Source organism: Bradyrhizobium sp. dw_78, assembly GCF_018449525.1.
In the GTDB taxonomy this organism is placed as follows: Bacteria; Pseudomonadota; Alphaproteobacteria; order Rhizobiales; family Xanthobacteraceae; genus Bradyrhizobium.
Window position 1 is genome coordinate 54055 of the sequence record NZ_JAAVUS010000007.1, and the last position, 15969, is coordinate 70023.

Annotated in this window: 14 protein-coding genes; 7 read left to right on the top strand and 7 right to left on the bottom strand. The window is 59.6% G+C overall.

Annotated elements, in window-relative coordinates; all coding sequences use genetic code 11:
* Positions 1-55: 55 nt before the first annotated feature.
* The 4 genes from HB630_RS18465 to HB630_RS18480 form a co-directional block, all read right to left on the bottom strand.
* Positions 56-1369 (bottom strand): MFS transporter, encoded by a 1314-nt coding sequence (locus HB630_RS18465; RefSeq protein ID WP_213773709.1) that lies wholly within the window; start codon positions 1367-1369, stop codon positions 56-58.
* A 144-nt stretch (positions 1370-1513) separates the two neighbouring features.
* Positions 1514-1948 (bottom strand): hypothetical protein, encoded by a 435-nt coding sequence (locus tag HB630_RS18470; RefSeq protein WP_213773710.1) that lies wholly within the window; start codon positions 1946-1948, stop codon positions 1514-1516.
* A gap of 108 nt (positions 1949-2056) precedes the next feature.
* Entirely contained in the window at positions 2057-2794 is a 738-nt protein-coding gene (locus tag HB630_RS18475; protein WP_213773711.1) for an IclR family transcriptional regulator C-terminal domain-containing protein, read from the bottom strand.
* Between the two features lie 196 nt (positions 2795-2990).
* Positions 2991-3734, bottom strand: coding sequence for a TetR/AcrR family transcriptional regulator (locus HB630_RS18480; RefSeq protein ID WP_213773712.1), 744 nt, complete (start codon positions 3732-3734; stop codon positions 2991-2993).
* A gap of 135 nt (positions 3735-3869) precedes the next feature.
* On the opposite strand from HB630_RS18480, the gene HB630_RS18485 reads away from it, so the two are divergent.
* The 4 genes from HB630_RS18485 (at position 3870) to HB630_RS18500 (ending at position 9447) form a co-directional block, all read left to right on the top strand.
* Positions 3870-4163, top strand: coding sequence for a hypothetical protein (locus HB630_RS18485; protein ID WP_213773713.1), 294 nt, complete (start codon positions 3870-3872; stop codon positions 4161-4163).
* A 200-nt stretch (positions 4164-4363) separates the two neighbouring features.
* Positions 4364-5536, top strand: coding sequence for an HlyD family efflux transporter periplasmic adaptor subunit (locus HB630_RS18490; protein ID WP_213773714.1), 1173 nt, complete (start codon positions 4364-4366; stop codon positions 5534-5536).
* The gene (gene rbbA / locus HB630_RS18495) at positions 5533-8316 is read left to right on the top strand and encodes a ribosome-associated ATPase/putative transporter RbbA (protein WP_213773715.1); all 2784 of its coding nucleotides are present in this window, start codon (positions 5533-5535) and stop codon (positions 8314-8316) included. The genes HB630_RS18490 and rbbA overlap by 4 nt, the downstream gene beginning before the upstream one ends.
* Before the next feature lie 3 nt (positions 8317-8319).
* Positions 8320-9447, top strand: coding sequence for an ABC transporter permease (locus tag HB630_RS18500; protein ID WP_213773716.1), 1128 nt, complete (start codon positions 8320-8322; stop codon positions 9445-9447).
* Here the strand turns inward: HB630_RS18500 and HB630_RS18505 are convergent.
* Both HB630_RS18505 and HB630_RS18510 read right to left on the bottom strand, forming a co-directional pair.
* A complete protein-coding gene (locus HB630_RS18505) occupies positions 9432-9650 on the bottom strand; it encodes a hypothetical protein (RefSeq protein ID WP_213773717.1) in 219 nt (72 codons plus the stop codon). The two genes, HB630_RS18500 and HB630_RS18505, sit on opposite strands and share 16 nt — an antisense overlap.
* A gap of 103 nt (positions 9651-9753) precedes the next feature.
* Complete coding sequence (locus tag HB630_RS18510; protein WP_213773718.1) at positions 9754-11559, bottom strand: tannase/feruloyl esterase family alpha/beta hydrolase; 1806 nt, start codon at positions 11557-11559, stop codon at positions 9754-9756.
* Positions 11560-12345: 786 nt separating this feature from the next.
* On the opposite strand from HB630_RS18510, the gene HB630_RS18515 reads away from it, so the two are divergent.
* From HB630_RS18515 to HB630_RS18525, 3 genes are all read left to right on the top strand, one after another.
* Complete coding sequence (locus tag HB630_RS18515) at positions 12346-13098, top strand: hypothetical protein (protein ID WP_213773719.1); 753 nt, start codon at positions 12346-12348, stop codon at positions 13096-13098.
* Between the two features lie 157 nt (positions 13099-13255).
* Positions 13256-13573: a hypothetical protein gene (locus tag HB630_RS18520; protein ID WP_213773720.1), complete on the top strand. Its 318-nt coding sequence runs from the start codon at positions 13256-13258 to the stop codon at positions 13571-13573.
* Positions 13574-13822: 249 nt separating this feature from the next.
* Positions 13823-14332, top strand: a complete 510-nt coding sequence (locus HB630_RS18525) for a hypothetical protein (protein WP_213773721.1) — start codon at positions 13823-13825, stop codon at positions 14330-14332.
* A gap of 199 nt (positions 14333-14531) precedes the next feature.
* On the opposite strand, the gene HB630_RS18530 is transcribed toward HB630_RS18525, so the two are convergent.
* Complete coding sequence (locus HB630_RS18530) at positions 14532-15809, bottom strand: M20/M25/M40 family metallo-hydrolase (RefSeq protein ID WP_213773722.1); 1278 nt, start codon at positions 15807-15809, stop codon at positions 14532-14534.
* Positions 15810-15969 lie beyond the last annotated feature (160 nt).

The window sequence follows — 15969 nt, forward strand, 5'->3', positions numbered from 1 at the left end:
ACCGGAGAACCTGCGGCAGGCGCCCCGCGCAATCGTCGACCGATGGACCGATGCATTACGGCATCGAACGATTAGGCACCATCAATTCGGACGCGGGTGCCCGCTGCCGCAGAGTCAAATGCAGGACGCCCATCGCAAGGACCAGCAGCAATCCCATTGATCCCAGCGACTCATAGAAGCTGCCCGTCAGGTCCTTCATCCAGCCGATATAGATCGGGCTGACCACTCCGCCGGTCGCGCCGATTGAACTGATCAGAGCCAATCCTCCGGCCGCCGCAGGGCCTTGCAGATAGGCCGATGGGATCGTCCAGAACAGCGCCAGAAATGCGAACACCGCGACGGATGCGATCATGAGTATGGCCGTGGTCAAGGCCATACTGCCGGCTGCAAGCGGAAGGAGCATGAAGCAGGCACCCGAGACAACGCCGCAGCAGATCACATGCCAGCGCCGCTCGCCTTCGGCGTCCGAATGGCTGCTGACCAGCTGCATTCCGACCATCGAAACCAGCGAGATGGCGCCGCTGATCCATCCGATCTGCATGATGCTGACGCTCCCGACCCCGCGCAGCAATGTCGGGATCCATACCAGCAACGCATTCTCGACGCAGTAAAAGATGAAATAGCTGAAGGCCAGGCCCCACACCCGTTTGTCCGCAAGCGCCGCCGCGAAGCTGCGGGGGTGTCCGTCAGAGAGTCTTCGACCTGACGCAATGTCCCGTGCCAGCACGGTTCGCTCGGATGGGGTGAGCCAGGCCGCGTGATCGGGATCGCGCGCAATAAAGAAATAGGCGAATACGCCGAGCGCGATCGCCGGAACACCTTCGACCAGGAAGAGATATTGCCACCCCTTGAGACCGTGAGCGCCGTCCGTCGCGGTCATGATCCAGCCCGCGAGCGGACCTCCGATGATGCCGGATACCGGAAGAGCCGCCATGAACAGGCTCGTCATCCTGCCCCGCATCCGCTCCGGAAACCAAAAGGTCAGGTAAAGCAGGACGCCGGGAAGAAAGCCTGCTTCGGCGAGGCCGATCAGAAATCGTAGTCCATAGAAATGGAATTTGCTGTCGGCAAAAGCGAGAAACAGTGTCGCCACGCCCCACAGCGTCATGACGCGCAACAGGGTGATGCCGAGCCCCGCCTTTTGCATCATGAGATTGCTGGGCACCTCGAACAGAATGTAGCCGGCATAGAGCAGACTTGCGGCAATGCCGAATTGCGTCTCGGTAAGATGAAGGTCGGACATGAATTGAAGCTTGGCGAAGCCGACGTTCAGTCGATCCACCATCGCGATAAGATAGCAGACGAATAGAAATGGGATGATCCGTAACGTGACCTTTCGATAGAGCTGGTCCGTTGCCTGGCGTTCCATCGTATTCTCCCTGATTGTTGTTCTCGTTGTGATCTTTTTGCTTATGGCGGTTTCAAGCGAAGCGGATTCCGGTTCGCATGAAGAAAACGCGTCAAACCGAAATAGCAGAGCCCGGCTCTGATTGAATCAGAACCGATAAGGCATCTAGGGACCGAAGCTGGATCGAAACTGCAGCTTCCAGTCGCCATCGATGGCGGTGAAAACGTAGAGGGAATCGAAAACCCCGATCACCGAACCGTCTGCGCGATAGCGCGTATATTGAACGGCGTAATGTGCCTTGATCGGTGACGATTGCAGCAGCCTGATCTCGGTCCACGCGCTGTGGTGCCAGCCCTGAAGCTCGACCAGCTTTTTGAATACATCCATCGGATTGCTGCCGGGCGCATCATAGATGAACAACTTGTTGGCGGCGGCGCGGACATGCGGAAAGCGCATCACGGCGTCCATGCCCGCGGCATCATGGTGGTTCAGAGCGTCCATCCACTGCGCGAGGAGTTGTTCGCACCGCCGTTCGTCGCTCGGACTCATTTTGCCGTCGCGCGCATCGTAAGTGTCTTTAAGGCTCTCCACAGCCAGCATCTGTTTTCCTCCCAAAACATTTGTACAATAATCGTACAAATGTACGATAAATGAAGGATGCGGCAGCCGCCGTGATCCGTCAAGTCACGGATCGTTGCTATTACCGGTTCAGGTGCGGAGCAGAGGGGCCAGTTCAGCCTGCAACTTGCGCAGCTTGGGGAGGGTTTCGTCGATCAGGCGCTTGGAGGAAGAGCGTTCGACGTGACCGCCGACATTGACGGCCGCAACAACTTCCTGGCGGGAATTGCGGATCGGGACGGCAATGGTGAGAAGCCCGAGTTCGAGCTCGGCGCGGACGATGCTGTAGTCCTGCTTCCGCACCCGATCGAGCTCAGCCATCAGATCTGGCAGCTTGGTCAGCGTCGCCTTGGTACGCTGGATCCGGTCGGTCCTCTTGAGGATGTCCAGCGCCTGCTCCGACGGCAGAGCCGCCAGCATGACGCGCCCCATCGCGTTGCAATAGGCCGGCAACCGGGAGCCGACCCGGAGATCGACGGAGATGATACGCTCCGTCGCCACGCGCGCGATATACAGTACGTCGGTGCCGTCGATCACCGCGGCCGAACAAGACTCATTCAGGATCGAACTTAACCGTTCAAGGGCGGGCTGCAGGATCTGCGGAAGATCGGCTTTGGACAGATAGGAAAATCCCAGACGGAGCACCCGTGGCGCCAAGCGAAACAACCGTCCATCTGACGTCGCATAGTGCAAAGTCACCAGCGTCAACAGACAGCGCCGGGCGGCCGGACGCGACATCCCCGTGAGCTGGGCGACTTCGGAGACGCTCAGGGCGTCATGTCCATCGAAACATTCGATGACCGAAAGTCCTCGCTCGAGGACCAGCATATGATCGGCGGACCGTATGGTTGATTCGGAATTCTTTGTCGGCACCATCGATGCATGATGCCCACCGCGGCGCGATCAGGCAAGAGCACCCGCGATCTCCTCCATCGAGCCGGCACGCACTCGCCATATCTGATGATTAAACCATCCCGGCGCGACCGCGTTGACCTCGCAGGATCGCGTCGATTTCCCTCCCTTGTTACTGCATATCCTGGCCACCACTATTGTCGGCGCGCGCCGAGCGAACAACCGCGGCCCGAACGCGTCGCCCTCCTCCTGCGCCGCGCCTGGCAGGAATCCCGGCGCCAACGCGAGGATCGAGAGCGCTCCGGTCCGTTGCAGCCGACCCGACCGTCGACGGATTGGCTTCGCCGCTATCATCCAGGCACATGTTGAGAATTTTTTCGATCAAGGGCTGACTCTCCGCTCTCGATCGATCAAGGAGCGGCCTGACCTTCAGGACATCGCGCAGGATGCTGACTCCCACCAGGCATGCGGTTATCAGGGCAGCGCGCTGCGGCGCGCGATCGTCAAGTTTGGCAGCCAGCGGCCTGATAAAATCTTTCAGGACAAAGGTACGCAGGACTTCTCTGGCCTGGGGGCTGGATAATGAATGAACGAAGATCTGGAGCGCAACGGCATGCCCCGAAGCCGGGTCATTGCCGCGTTCAAAGATATTCCTGGTAAGGGCGGCACCCAATTCCGTCGTCTTTGAAGACAACAGACGTTCGGACTGGACCGCCGCCTTGAACGCCTCGGCGAAGAGCTTCTCCTTCGAGCCGAATGACCGATGCACGAGGGCAACGTCAACTCCTACATCCCGCGCGATGTCGCGCAGACCGACTTCCTCGTAAGAGACCTCCGCAAAGCGGGCCAACGCCGCCTTCAGAATGCGCTGACGTGTAAGGCTTGCGGATCGTTTCCTTGGTACCGCTGCCGGCATACGTGACCTCTTTTTCAACTATTCGGAACCATAATTCTCAATTAGTCAACAGCCGTTGACATAGATCAAGATGATCCGTCCGAACTCCGGCTCATATGATTTTGTTCAGACACTCATGACATTGGAGTCTCGATCATGGCCGCCGAAAACGCGAACTCGCCGATCTCATTTGGACTGCCTCCATCGTTCCTGCCGCAACTGGAGCAATCGAAGAAGCTGGCGGAAACCGCTGCACAATACTGGTCCAATCTGCTTTCCTTTGCCGCGAAACGCAGGCAGGCTGAAGCCGAGTTTGTCCAGAGCCTCGCTCATTGCGACGGCGTATCGGATCTGTTCAAGCGCCAATCAGAATTTTTCCAGGCATCCTGGACCGCCTACTCAACCGAATTGCCGAAAGCCCTCGGATTTCCAGCAAAAGACCCGGCTTGAGCATTTGATCTGGAGCGATGGCCGTTCTGGTTGGCGACCATCTCTCGGAACGATGCTGAAACGGTATTCCGGGCCCGTCAATCCTGGTGGGATTAACGCGTCTCCGATTCCAGTTAAGCCGCCGGTACACGCTCCGCAAACCCCGCCGAGCCGGAACGGCGGCGTGAGGATGTCTTCGTACTTCTTGATGTGAGGATCTGATGCAGGATGTGAAGCCCGACGGCAACCGCACGACCGCGCCTGTGCAGTCCCGCACACCCGATGCAGCGGCTCCTGATGCTGCGTTTCCGGTAGCCAGCCCGCCGGCGCTGATTCCACAACCGCCCCCATCCTCGGGCAAGCCTGGGGGGCGGTCGAAAATGCAGCTTTGGCTGGTCCTCGCCGGACTGCTCGTGATCCTGGGCGGCGGCGCTGGGGGCTGGTACTGGTGGACGCACCATCAGGCGGCATTGCCCGATGGCATCGTTTGGGGCAATGGCCGTCTCGAGGCCGACGATATTGACATCACCCCAAAGTTTCCCGGACGCGTCGCCACGCTGCTGGTCGACGAAGGCGACCTTGTCAAGGCCGGGCAAGTTGTCGCCCGCATGGACACCCGCGATACGGAAGCGACGCTGCGAAAATCAGAGGCGCAGTTGACGCTGGCAGAGCGCTATCTCGATGAGGCCTCGGCCAATCTGGTGCAGCAGAAGACCCTGCAGAAGCTCGCCCAACAGGAGTTCGATCGCACACAAACACTGGTTCAGAAGGGATTCGCGACCGACGAGCTGCTCGACCAGCGCCGGCAGGCGCTGGAGGGCGCCAATGCGGCGCTGAACGCTGCGACAGCCAGGATCGGCGAGACGGAACAAGCCATCGCCGCAGCGACGCAGGATGTTGCCTATAACAAGATCGAGATCGCCGATGGCGTGTTGGTGGCCCCACGCGATGCCCGGGTGCAGTATCGACTCGTCAATACCGGCGAGGTGATCGGCGCTGGCGCCAAGATATTCACCCTGCTCGACCTGTCGAAGGTCTACATGACGATGTTCCTGCCGACCGAGGATGTCGGCAAGATTGCTCTCGGCTCGGAAGGGCGGATCGTGCTCGATGCGCTGCCCAATCTGGTCGTGCCGGGCAGCGTCTCCTTCATCTCGCCGACATCGCAATTCACCCCCAAACCCGTCGAGACGCAGTCGGAGCGGGACAAGTTGATGTTCCGGATCAAGGTGCAGGTCGACCCCAATCTGCTCGCGGGCCATATCGCGGAGGTGCGCACGGGCCTGCCAGGCACCGCCTATATCCGCTTCGATCCCAACGTCGTATGGCCAGCGCGTCTACAGTCGAAGCTGCCGGCCGATACAGGCTCGAGCGCCGGCGCGGTGCCGAAATGAATGAGCCGAACGGGCTTGCCGCGCGGCTGACCGATGTGACGCACCGCTACGGCGCCGTATCGGCGCTCGATAACGTGACGCTCGATCTGCCCGCAGGAATCATCGTCGGATTGATCGGGCCGGATGGCGTCGGCAAGTCGTCGCTGCTGGGCCTTATTGCCGGTGCCCGCAAGTTGCAATCCGGACAGGCAACAGTGCTCGGCGGCGATATCTCCGACGCACGGCACCGACGCGCCATCTGCCCGCGCGTCGCTTACATGCCCCAGGGACTTGGCAGCAATCTCTATGCTGAGTTGAGCGTCGCCGAAAACGTCGATTTCTTCGCCCGCCTGTTCGACCAGGCCGCCGCAGAACGCGCGGCTCGAATCGATGAGCTGTTGCTGAACACCGGGTTGACAGAGTTCCGCGATCGGCCCGCACGCAAGCTATCGGGTGGGATGAAGCAGAAGCTCGGCCTGTGCTGCGCGTTGATCCACGACCCCGATCTGTTGATCCTCGACGAGCCGACGACGGGCGTCGATCCGCTATCGCGCCGCCAGTTTTGGGAGTTGATCGACACCATGCGCGCCAGGCGGCCAGGCATGAGCGTGGTGGTCGCGACCGCTTATATGGAAGAGGCCGAAAGGTTCGACTGGCTGGTCGCGATGGATGGCGGGCATGTGCTGGCAGCCGGCAACGCTTCGACGCTCAAGGCGCGCATGGGCGCCGCCACGCTCGAGGCCGCCTTCGTCGCGCTGCTGCCCGAGACGGCTCGCGCCGGCTACAGGGCCGTCGATATCCCGCCACGCCAGAGCAGTCCGGGCGCGCCAGCCATCGTAGCGCGCGGCCTGACGCGCCGCTTCGATGATTTCGTTGCCGTCGATCACATCGATCTCACGATCGAACGCGGCGAGATCTTTGGATTTCTGGGGTCCAATGGCTGCGGCAAGACGACCACGATGAAGATGCTCACCGGCCTTTTGCCGGCGACCGAGGGCGAGGCGCTGCTCTTCGGCCACAGCATCGATGCCGCCAATATCGATATGCGCCGGCGCGTCGGGTATATGTCGCAATCCTTCTCGCTCTATGGCGAACTGACCGTCCGGCAGAACATGGAACTGCACGCGCGGCTGTTTCAAATCCCGGCAGACCGAGCAAAGACGCGAATCGCCGCGCTGGTCGGGGATTTTCACCTCGCCGGGCTTCTCGACGAGAGGTCGGATCGACTGCCGCTCGGCATTCGTCAACGCCTCTCGCTCGCGGTCGCCGTCATCCATGAGCCGGAAATTCTGATCCTGGATGAACCGACCTCCGGCGTCGACCCGATCGCACGGGAGGAGTTCTGGGCGCTGTTGGCCGATCTTTCGCGCAACCAGGGTGTCACGATCTTCATCTCCACCCACTTCATGAACGAGGCGGCGCGGTGCGACCGGGTCGCGCTGATGCATGCCGGGCGCATTCTGGCGACTGCGGCGCCGACGGAACTGATCAGGGCGCGCGGCACTGTCACGCTGGAAGAGGCCTTCATCGCCTATCTCGAAGAGGCGACCGACCAGGCGCGACCGGCAGCAGAGCGCTTCGCGGTAAAGCCGGAGGCCGATATCCAGGCCGGTTCATCGAAACCGGACCTGGCCGCATCCGTGATATCCGGTCACATGGCGGTGACGGCCGCATCGCTGAGCCCCCGGCGGCTCATCGCCTACGCCCGCTGCGAGATGCTGCAGATCCTGCGTGATCCGGTCCGGCTGGCGATCTCATTCTTCGGCACCGCACTCCTGATGCTGATCTTCGGTTACGGCATCACCTTCGATGTCGAGCATTTGACCTTTGCCGTGCTCGACCGGGATCAGACGCCGGAGAGCCGCAACTATATCGAGGAATTCGCCGATACGCGTTATTTCGACCAGCGGGCGCCGCTTGCTGATTATGCCGCGCTTGATCGCGGGCTCAAGAGCGGCAAGCTTTCCTTCGCGGTCGAAATACCGCCCGACTTCGGTCGCGACGTGAAGCGGGGCACCGCGACCGAGGTCTCCGCCTGGATCGACGGCGCCATGCCTTTCCGCGCTGAAACGGTTCAAGGCTACCTGAACGGCGTGCATTTGAGCTACCTGACGCACCTCAATCTGCGCATGACCGGGGCGCAGACACGCTGGCAGCCGGCCCAGGTCGCGACCCGTGACCGCTACAACCAGGACTTCAAGAGCATCTACGCCATGGTGCCCTCGGTCATCGGCCTGCTGCTGATCTTCATCCCGTCCATCTTGATGGCGCTCAGTATCGTGCGCGAGAAGGAACTGGGCTCGATCGTCAACCTCTACGTGACGCCCGTGAGCCGGCTCGAGTTCCTGCTCGGCAAGCAACTGCCTTATGTCGGCCTGGCGATGGTGAACTACGTCTCCATGGTGATGCTCGCCGTCTTCCTTTTCCAGGTGCCGGTCAAGGGCAGTTCACTGACGCTGACGCTTGCCGCACTTATCTATTCGATAGCGACCACCGGCCTTGGGCTGCTGGTCTCCGCGTTTACCACCACGCAGGTCGCCGCGCTGTTTGGTACCGCCATCCTGACTATCCTGCCCGGGCTGCAATTCTCCGGGTTGATCATGCCGGTCTCTTCGCTCTCAGGCATTGCGGCGACGATCGGCTATGGCTTCCCAACGACCTATTTCCTCAGAATCAGCGTGGGCACCTTCACCAAGGGGCTGGGCTTCGCCGATCTCACCGGCAATCTACTGAAGCTCGCTGCATTCGTTCCCGTGCTGACCGTGGTCAGCCTGCTCCTCCTGCCAAAACAGGATCGCTGAATCATGCACCGGGTTTCGAATATCTGGTACCTTGGAATCAAGGAGTTGCGCAGCCTGGGCCATGACGCCGTGTTGCTCGGGCTGGTCGTCTTTGCTTTTTCTTACGCGATCTACAGCCTGGCGACCGGCATTTCGTTCGAGCTGCGCAACGCGTCGGTCGCCATCGTCGATGAGGACCACTCGCGCCTATCGAATGATATCGTCGCCGCGCTGCTGTCACCCCAGTTCAAGACGCCGGAACAGATCGCCTTCAACGATATCGACCGGCGTCTGGACAGCGGTCGCGACACCTTCATCCTCAACATCCCGCCCAAGTTTCAGGCCGACGTCTCGGCAGGCCGCTCGCCCACGGTCCAGGTCAATGCCGACGCCACGGCGATACTGCAGGCCGGTATCGGCGCTGGCTATATCGAGCAGATCGTAACTGACGAAGTCAACAAATTCTACTATGGAACGGACACCCAGCCTGACCCGCCGGTGGCGCTCCGCCTGCACATCACGTTTAACGAGAACCTGGAATCTTCATGGTTCATGGGCGTCGCCTGGCTGATCAACATCGTAACCATGCTCGCCATTGTTCTGTCGGGCGCGGCTGTGATCCGCGAACGAGAACACGGCACACTCGATCACCTGCTGGTCATGCCGCTATCGCCCTTCGAAATCGCCATGGCGAAGGTCTGGGCCAACGGGCTCGTGATCATGATCGCCGCCGGGCTCTCGCTCATGATCATCGTGCGCGGCGTGCTGGGATTGCCGGCCGCCGGGTCGTTGATGCTGTTCCAGATGAGCGTGATGCTCTACCTCTTCTTCGCCACGGCGATGGGCATCCTTCTCGGCACGGTCGCGCGCTCCATGCCGCAATTCGGATTGCTTTTCATCCTTGTCGTGCTGCCGATGGTCCTTCTATCCGGCGGATATACGCCGCTCGAAAGCATGCCGCGGTTGCTGCAGATCGTCATGCAGGCGGTGCCGTCGACACATTTCGTCAAGATCGCTCAGGCGATTCTGTTCCGAGGTGCTGGACTGGACATCATCTGGCCGAACCTAGCGGTGATTGTGGGGGTCGGCGGCCTGCTTTTCGTCCTGGCGCTATCGCGCTTCCGGGCTTCTATCTCTCAGGCCGCCGGATAAACAATGCATTTCCCGGTTCGCCTACGGAAATTCCGTATCGTGCTTTGAATATTTTGCAGAATGAGCCCACCCTGACGGGCAATTTCACCCATCGACAGATGGAACTTGCCGGTGAAACCTGCCGGCGTCAGCCAGAGCGGGATGACTTTCTTCGAATCGTCATTCCCGCTCTGGCTTTTTGACTGAGCATGATCTTCCTGCACGAACGCCTTCCGCGTTTGTCGCGAGGGGAAACCAGTACCCCCTTGCGCTGACACGGCCCTCCGGGTCCGGATCATGCTCCGGTTCGCTCAGCGGCATTGCCCCTTACTGACAGGTAAAGCTCGCTGCGGCATCAACGTCACCCGAGCCCGAGTAATGTGCCAGCTTCGGATAGGGACAAAGCGGACGGCTTCGCGCGACGGCGTTGAAGTAGGACGGCGTCGACGCAGTCGCCGGGACACTGTCCGGAGCAACCCCGTTCTCCACCCAATTGACGAGAGGCGAAAGCATATCGAATCGGTCGGTGGCCGGCCCGCCTCTGCAATGATTCATTCCCGGTACAAGGAACAGGCGACTGAAATCAGCCGTGCTGCTGCCGTTTACGGCCGTCAACGCCGTGTACCAGGATATTGTATCGTTGGCAGAAAACGCGGCGTCCGAGAGTCCATGAAAGAGAATCAACTTTCCGCCGTTGGCTTTAAACTGGCTCAAATCGGTGGACACGGTCTGATCCCATTGCATCGACGATTGTGGATAGGCATCAGCCGTCGCGAATATCTTTGGAGCATCGACATCAAAATTGAATTGCAGAATCCGGGTGCCAATTGCGCTGTTCCCGGGGGAAGCCGCAAAAAACTGCGGCGGCGTCGAGTACACCGCCAACCACCTTCCCTGTGAGGCGCCCGTATATCGCTGTGCATCACTTTGGGCTGCAGCATAGCTTCCGAGCCACCACATCCGCCATCCCTGGTTGTAGGTGCCATTGGATATGCCGCTGATTCCAGCATCCCAGGGCCACGATGTATAAAGCGCTAAACCGCTGGAATTAACTGGGGCTGCGAAAGCACGCTTAAGCGCACCGATCTGCCCAGCCGTGAGACATGAATCCGTCTTGGCGCCGCTGCAAAGCAAAGGCTGCGAAGTGACAGGATTTACCGCCGTCGCTGGGTCAAAGCTTGCCTGACACGCGGCGCTATTGTTGATCAATCCATCGGTCAAGCCGTCGAGTGCGTCACATTTTCCCAGGATCGCATTCCTCACCAGCATCAAATCGGGGTCGCTGAACGATTTCCCGATAGCGGGGAGACCATTTGCATCTGCAGCCGGGGCGACTGCCGCAAATGCCTGGCTCGTCCAGGCGCCGTCGATGCCCAATTTCGGTAGCTGCATGCCCGGATCGCCCGCGACGATACCGTCATAATACGTCGGAAAGCGCTGCGACATCATCATCGCTTCGCGGCCACCTTCAGAGCATCCCATGAAATAGGACTTGGCCGGCGGTTTACCGTAGTACATTGCAACCGCGGCCTTGCCAAACTGTGTGACCAGATCATAGGAATTATATCCGAAATCCAGACGCGCCTGATGATCTGCCCCAAACGCCTCGCCGCCCTGTGCGTTCGGGTCACTGTCGATAGAATTGTCGTGGCCGCTATCGGTACTGATAACCGCAAACGAATGTGCAAGGGCGTTATCGGAGGGGAAGTTCAGAAGCGAGCCAAGGGCATCAGATAATATTCCATTCGAACTGCCTCCGCCTTCCATAAAGAACCTGCCATTCCAATTGGTAGGCATGCGCAAGTGGAATTTAATGGAGTAAGGCTTTCCATCCGTACCCACGCGTTTGTTCATAAACCCGATGACTTCGCAGTGCTCAGGCACGGCAGGAGCCGCGGCACTCGCAGGCGAAGCGGCGTTGAACGTTGCAGCAGTCAATACAGTGGTGGGATTTGGCCACACCTCGGATGCAGCCGATGCCAGTTTCTGACAGGCCTGACCATTCGCTGTCTGTGTGGACGGCGCGGGAGCCGGCGGCGACGCCGAAGCATCGCTACCGCTGTAAGCGGTAAGGCTCCCAATAGCAGCAACCGCAACCACGGTTTTGCGAAAAGAATATCGTCCTGCGCTCATACGGTTTCCTGTTCGGTTGATATTGAATTAAGCCGCAACACTCATTGACAATTGCCTTCACACCGAAGCGACAGCCTCCATCGGAGGCCATCTTCCGTTTGGGTCGATATTGTTGGAAAACTTCGGCTTGTGAGCAATCAGAGGCGCGGGTTCACTGAGGAGGCTTGTCGAGCGAGGACACCGTAATGGCTTCCCTTTCCCGAACCAGATCGACTTAAAGACCGCGGTTCATTTTCTGTGACGAGGCGTCCAGAAACGCTAATTCGACAACGAGATTATTTTGGTTGACTAAATAGTCAACATAATTCTGTGGCCGGACCGTCACGCCGGGAGCGCTGGTTCAATTTTCCGACTGCCCTAACGAGGGGCGAACATCAGAATCGGACTACTAACCCCTATTGCTGTCCTTGCGACAGTCTTGTCGGAGCTACGACATCGCTGCGTTAGATCAGACATAGCGCTATCGTTGCAAGCTCGCGACTTCTGGTCGCCCGATGCCTCCCGTTCAACGTGCGGGCGCACCAGCGCAATCCTTCGCAGCAAAACGGCAGGCAAGCCAAGCGCTGGTCGAAACGGACGGGCTTCCTGATGCCGATCCGGGATCGTCCCACCGATTCCCGCGCTCGCATCGGCCCGGCCGCCACAGGGATACGGCTGCCAATAGCTGGCATTGGTTTTGCTGCTCAAGTGCTGAGCCGGTTAGAGCCTGCTCCCGCACTTCGCTCCGTCGGAGTTGCGTCACGGTTTGCGTGAAAGCCGACAAAAAGTCGAACAGCAGAGTAAGTCATGACCGACATGGCGGAACTGAAAAAACGAAAAATGCCGCTCAATCTGGCGATTGTGCATACGGACCCCGACATGTTCATCGCCAATTTGATGAGCTGGCTGGAAATCACCGCCTTCATTACCGCGCAGCGGGCCGGCGAAGCCGAGGTCCCCCCGGACGGGGAGACACCAAAACTCTCGCCGGAGCAGTTGCGAAAAGCCGGCGTTCATGAGGTCGGAAACGACGCGATCTTTGCCTTTTGCATGACAGCCGCGATGAAGGCGGACAAGGCCGCGGTGGACAAGGTGGAAGCCTCCCTGGTGGAGAGCATGGGCAAGGAATTCCCCGGCTCGTTCGGGCTGTGGCATTTCCGCTCCCAGATCGACGCGCCGATCACGCTGGAAGACTTCGTTGGACAGGCCGGCAAGAAAATGTTGCTGGGCGACATTCCACCGCCGCCGCTACGCTCAAAGGAAAACTGGAACACCGGGCTGCGCTTCTTCGAGAAGGCGCGCAAATCCAATTTCATCCACGAGGTCATGTATCCGTTGGCGAACTGGACCCGAGCGCGCTGGACCGAGACCCTGGAGAAAGGCGTCGCGTTCCTCCAGCACATTGAAGACAATGTTCCGGTCCTGCGCGCGGTTCTGGACGAGCCCCGCAATGACCAGCCCTTCATCGCGAACGCGCTGCTTAGCCTGGCTCCCGCGGTGGATATGGAGCTGACCGAGGAATATCAGGGATTCCTGCGATCCCTGGCGCGCCGGAATTAACGTCAACCCACGGGTTCGTTGGTCAACCTCGCCGACGCCCGCCCGGTTCGACAGGAATCGAGGACGAGATGATCGAGCCGACCGCTGCCGAAGCGCCGATACGAATACGGCCGGCGATGACGAGGCGACCACGACCGAATCCTTGAAGGCTGCCATATTGCCTGATCGTAGCGTCGTCGCCATCGGCGGGCCCGACCGCGTCAAGTTTCTGCAGGGGGTGATGACCAACGATATTCGGCAGCTCGCCGCGGACCGAACGCTGTATGCGGGCTTGCTCACAGGCCGGGGCAAGTTGCTCTACGACGTCTTCCTGATTCAGGATGGAGAGCGCATCCTGATCGACATCGCCGCCAATGCCGCCGCGGATTTCATCAAGCGCCTGACGGCTTTCAGGATACGCGAGGCGGTGGAGATTGCCGAGACGGCGACGAGGATTCCGGTTCGCGTGAGAAAACGCGTCAAAACAAAGGAGTAGAGCCCGGTTTTGATTGCATCAGAACCGATAAGTTTCCAGGCCACGGCAGTTCGGAATGTTGGAATTGCAACGCTCCCAGTGTCGGATTCCGCCCATTTCCGATGGGCGGCCGCAAAACTCTGAGCGACGCCGTGGCGAAGACAAGATGGCGTCGGTCGAACCACTGCTCACGCAGAGCCAATGCCTGGTCGAATTGTAGGCTGCGTTGAATTGAACGCTGTCTGAAGCTGAAAACTGTCAGGATTGAAAATGGACCTGCACCCGCAGGCGACCACCATCCGTGCCGTCCCGGCCATATGGCTCGATTGCGGTTTCCGGCTGCTGGTGCTGCGGCAATTCCATGTCGAGAGCGCGCCGCCGGCCTTCGCCTGGATCGAACAGCGATTGTTGCGCGCGCCGCAGCGCCTCGGCCGCCACGGACTTTCCTTTGCAAATACGTTCCTGCCCGAGGTCATGGCCTGGCTCGGTGACGGCCTGGGACGCCCATCGCTTCACGACAGGACCGGACGCACCCATCGCAATCCGCGATGGCCGGTCTTGAAATGGCACGGCGAAGACCGAGCATGGCCGGACGGGACGCACACAACGGAATGGTTCGTCGACGTCAGCTTTCAAGACGAAAATTCGTGGAGCGCATTTCGGCAGCGCTGGTACGAGCAGTTGACCTCGCGCCGCCCGGACGAAGGAAAGCACACCTCTCCAAAGGCCGCTCCGAAATCCCAAACCAACGGCCAGCGTAAAGTACACAACACGCCATGAGACGATTTGGATCGGTGGAGTTTCGGTGCCGCTTTCGATACGAAGACCATCATTTGACGATAGGCAGTCTGGGTTGCGGCAGGGCTATTATATTGTTTGTCGGACCGGCGACCATTCAGGCATGCACGAGCCGCGAACCGTTAGAATCTCGTCATTGCATTTGCCGGACTCAGGTCGGGGCGTTCGGCGACTTGGGAGTTCAGCGGTATTTATGCAGGTAGTCAAACGCGGTTGAGACGAGGAGAGCGGTAAGGATAGGCAGCTCCGACATATCAAGCTTTTCGTCAGGCGCCCCCAAATTATAAGGTGTCAAGCCGCAAACAATCGTAGGCATTCCCGCGCGTCGCCACAAGCGCGCATCCGAAGCGCCGACCCTCATATTAACGACAACCTCGGCATCCAGCACATCCTGCGCCGCGGCGCGAGCCGACAGTACGATTGGATCGTCCGCATTGGTCCACGTTGCTTCATATCGGCGCGTTATATCAGCCGAAACGGAGGGGAATGCCAGAAGGTGCGCATTGATGCGCTTCTCGACCTCAGCCACGGAAACCCCAACAGGAATACGAATGTCCAGATCCGCCCACGCGGTCCCCGGTACGAGATTTGGTGAAACTCCACCACCGATGCGGCCAATATTGACCGTCACCCGGCTCATGGTTTCTTTCTCTCCTGCGCCACCTAAAGGCTCCGATATATGCGCCGCTTCGTCCATAACCCGTACAGCAGGGTGGGCGGGATCTATACGAAGAGCTTCGAGCGCCTTCAATTCGGCCAGCGCGGATATCAGCGTATCAACCGCGTTGACGCCGCGATGTGTGTGAGCGCCGTGGGAGGCTTTGCCGGCGACTTCCAGGCGAAGCCAAATCATTCCTTTCTCACCTATGCGGAGGACGTTTGGTGAACCTACATCCGGCACAATAACCGCATCACCGCGACATTCGGGAATGCTGTCAATTACTGCTTGCGTCCCCAACTCCCCCATGGACTCTTCATCGCCGGCAAGCACCAGCACGATCTCTCCGGGAAAAGGCATTGCTTGCTCTGCAAGAAGTCTCATGGCCATGATCGAAGCAGCAATGCCGCCTTTCATGTCACAGGAGCCGCGGCCATATAAAAACCCATCATGGGTCTCGGCGAGATAGGGAGGCCTCGTCCACTGCCTCTCATCTCCCACCGGATAGGTGTCGAGATGGCCGGAGAAGATGAGGCGGCGTCCCGGCTGTCCGCCAGCGAGGCGCGCGACCAGATTAGCCACAGGGTGAGCCGCCATATGGAGCGAGACTATCTCGATACCAGGTATGGTCTGAAGCAGACGCAAGGCGGCGTCACGGACCGCTCGCGTATCGCTTGGCGGCGTCTCACTCCGCTCGCGAACAAGTGTCGCTGTCATCGATACCACGGTCTCGCCCGAGGCAAGCGCGCTCTCACGTAAAGCCTGGCGGCGCGACGCGAACACATCGTTTCTTGATTTCATTATTTGGAGCCTTTGCGCCTTAGTTCTTCAAGGGCCTTTGCAGGAACTTCCGAGAGCCCCTCCACACGAATGTCGTCCCTATGGGCGAGCACGATCATCGCCCGATTACACTTCCCGCTGGGTCCAGCGCCGGATAAGCGAGCGGAGATTTTTCATCGTC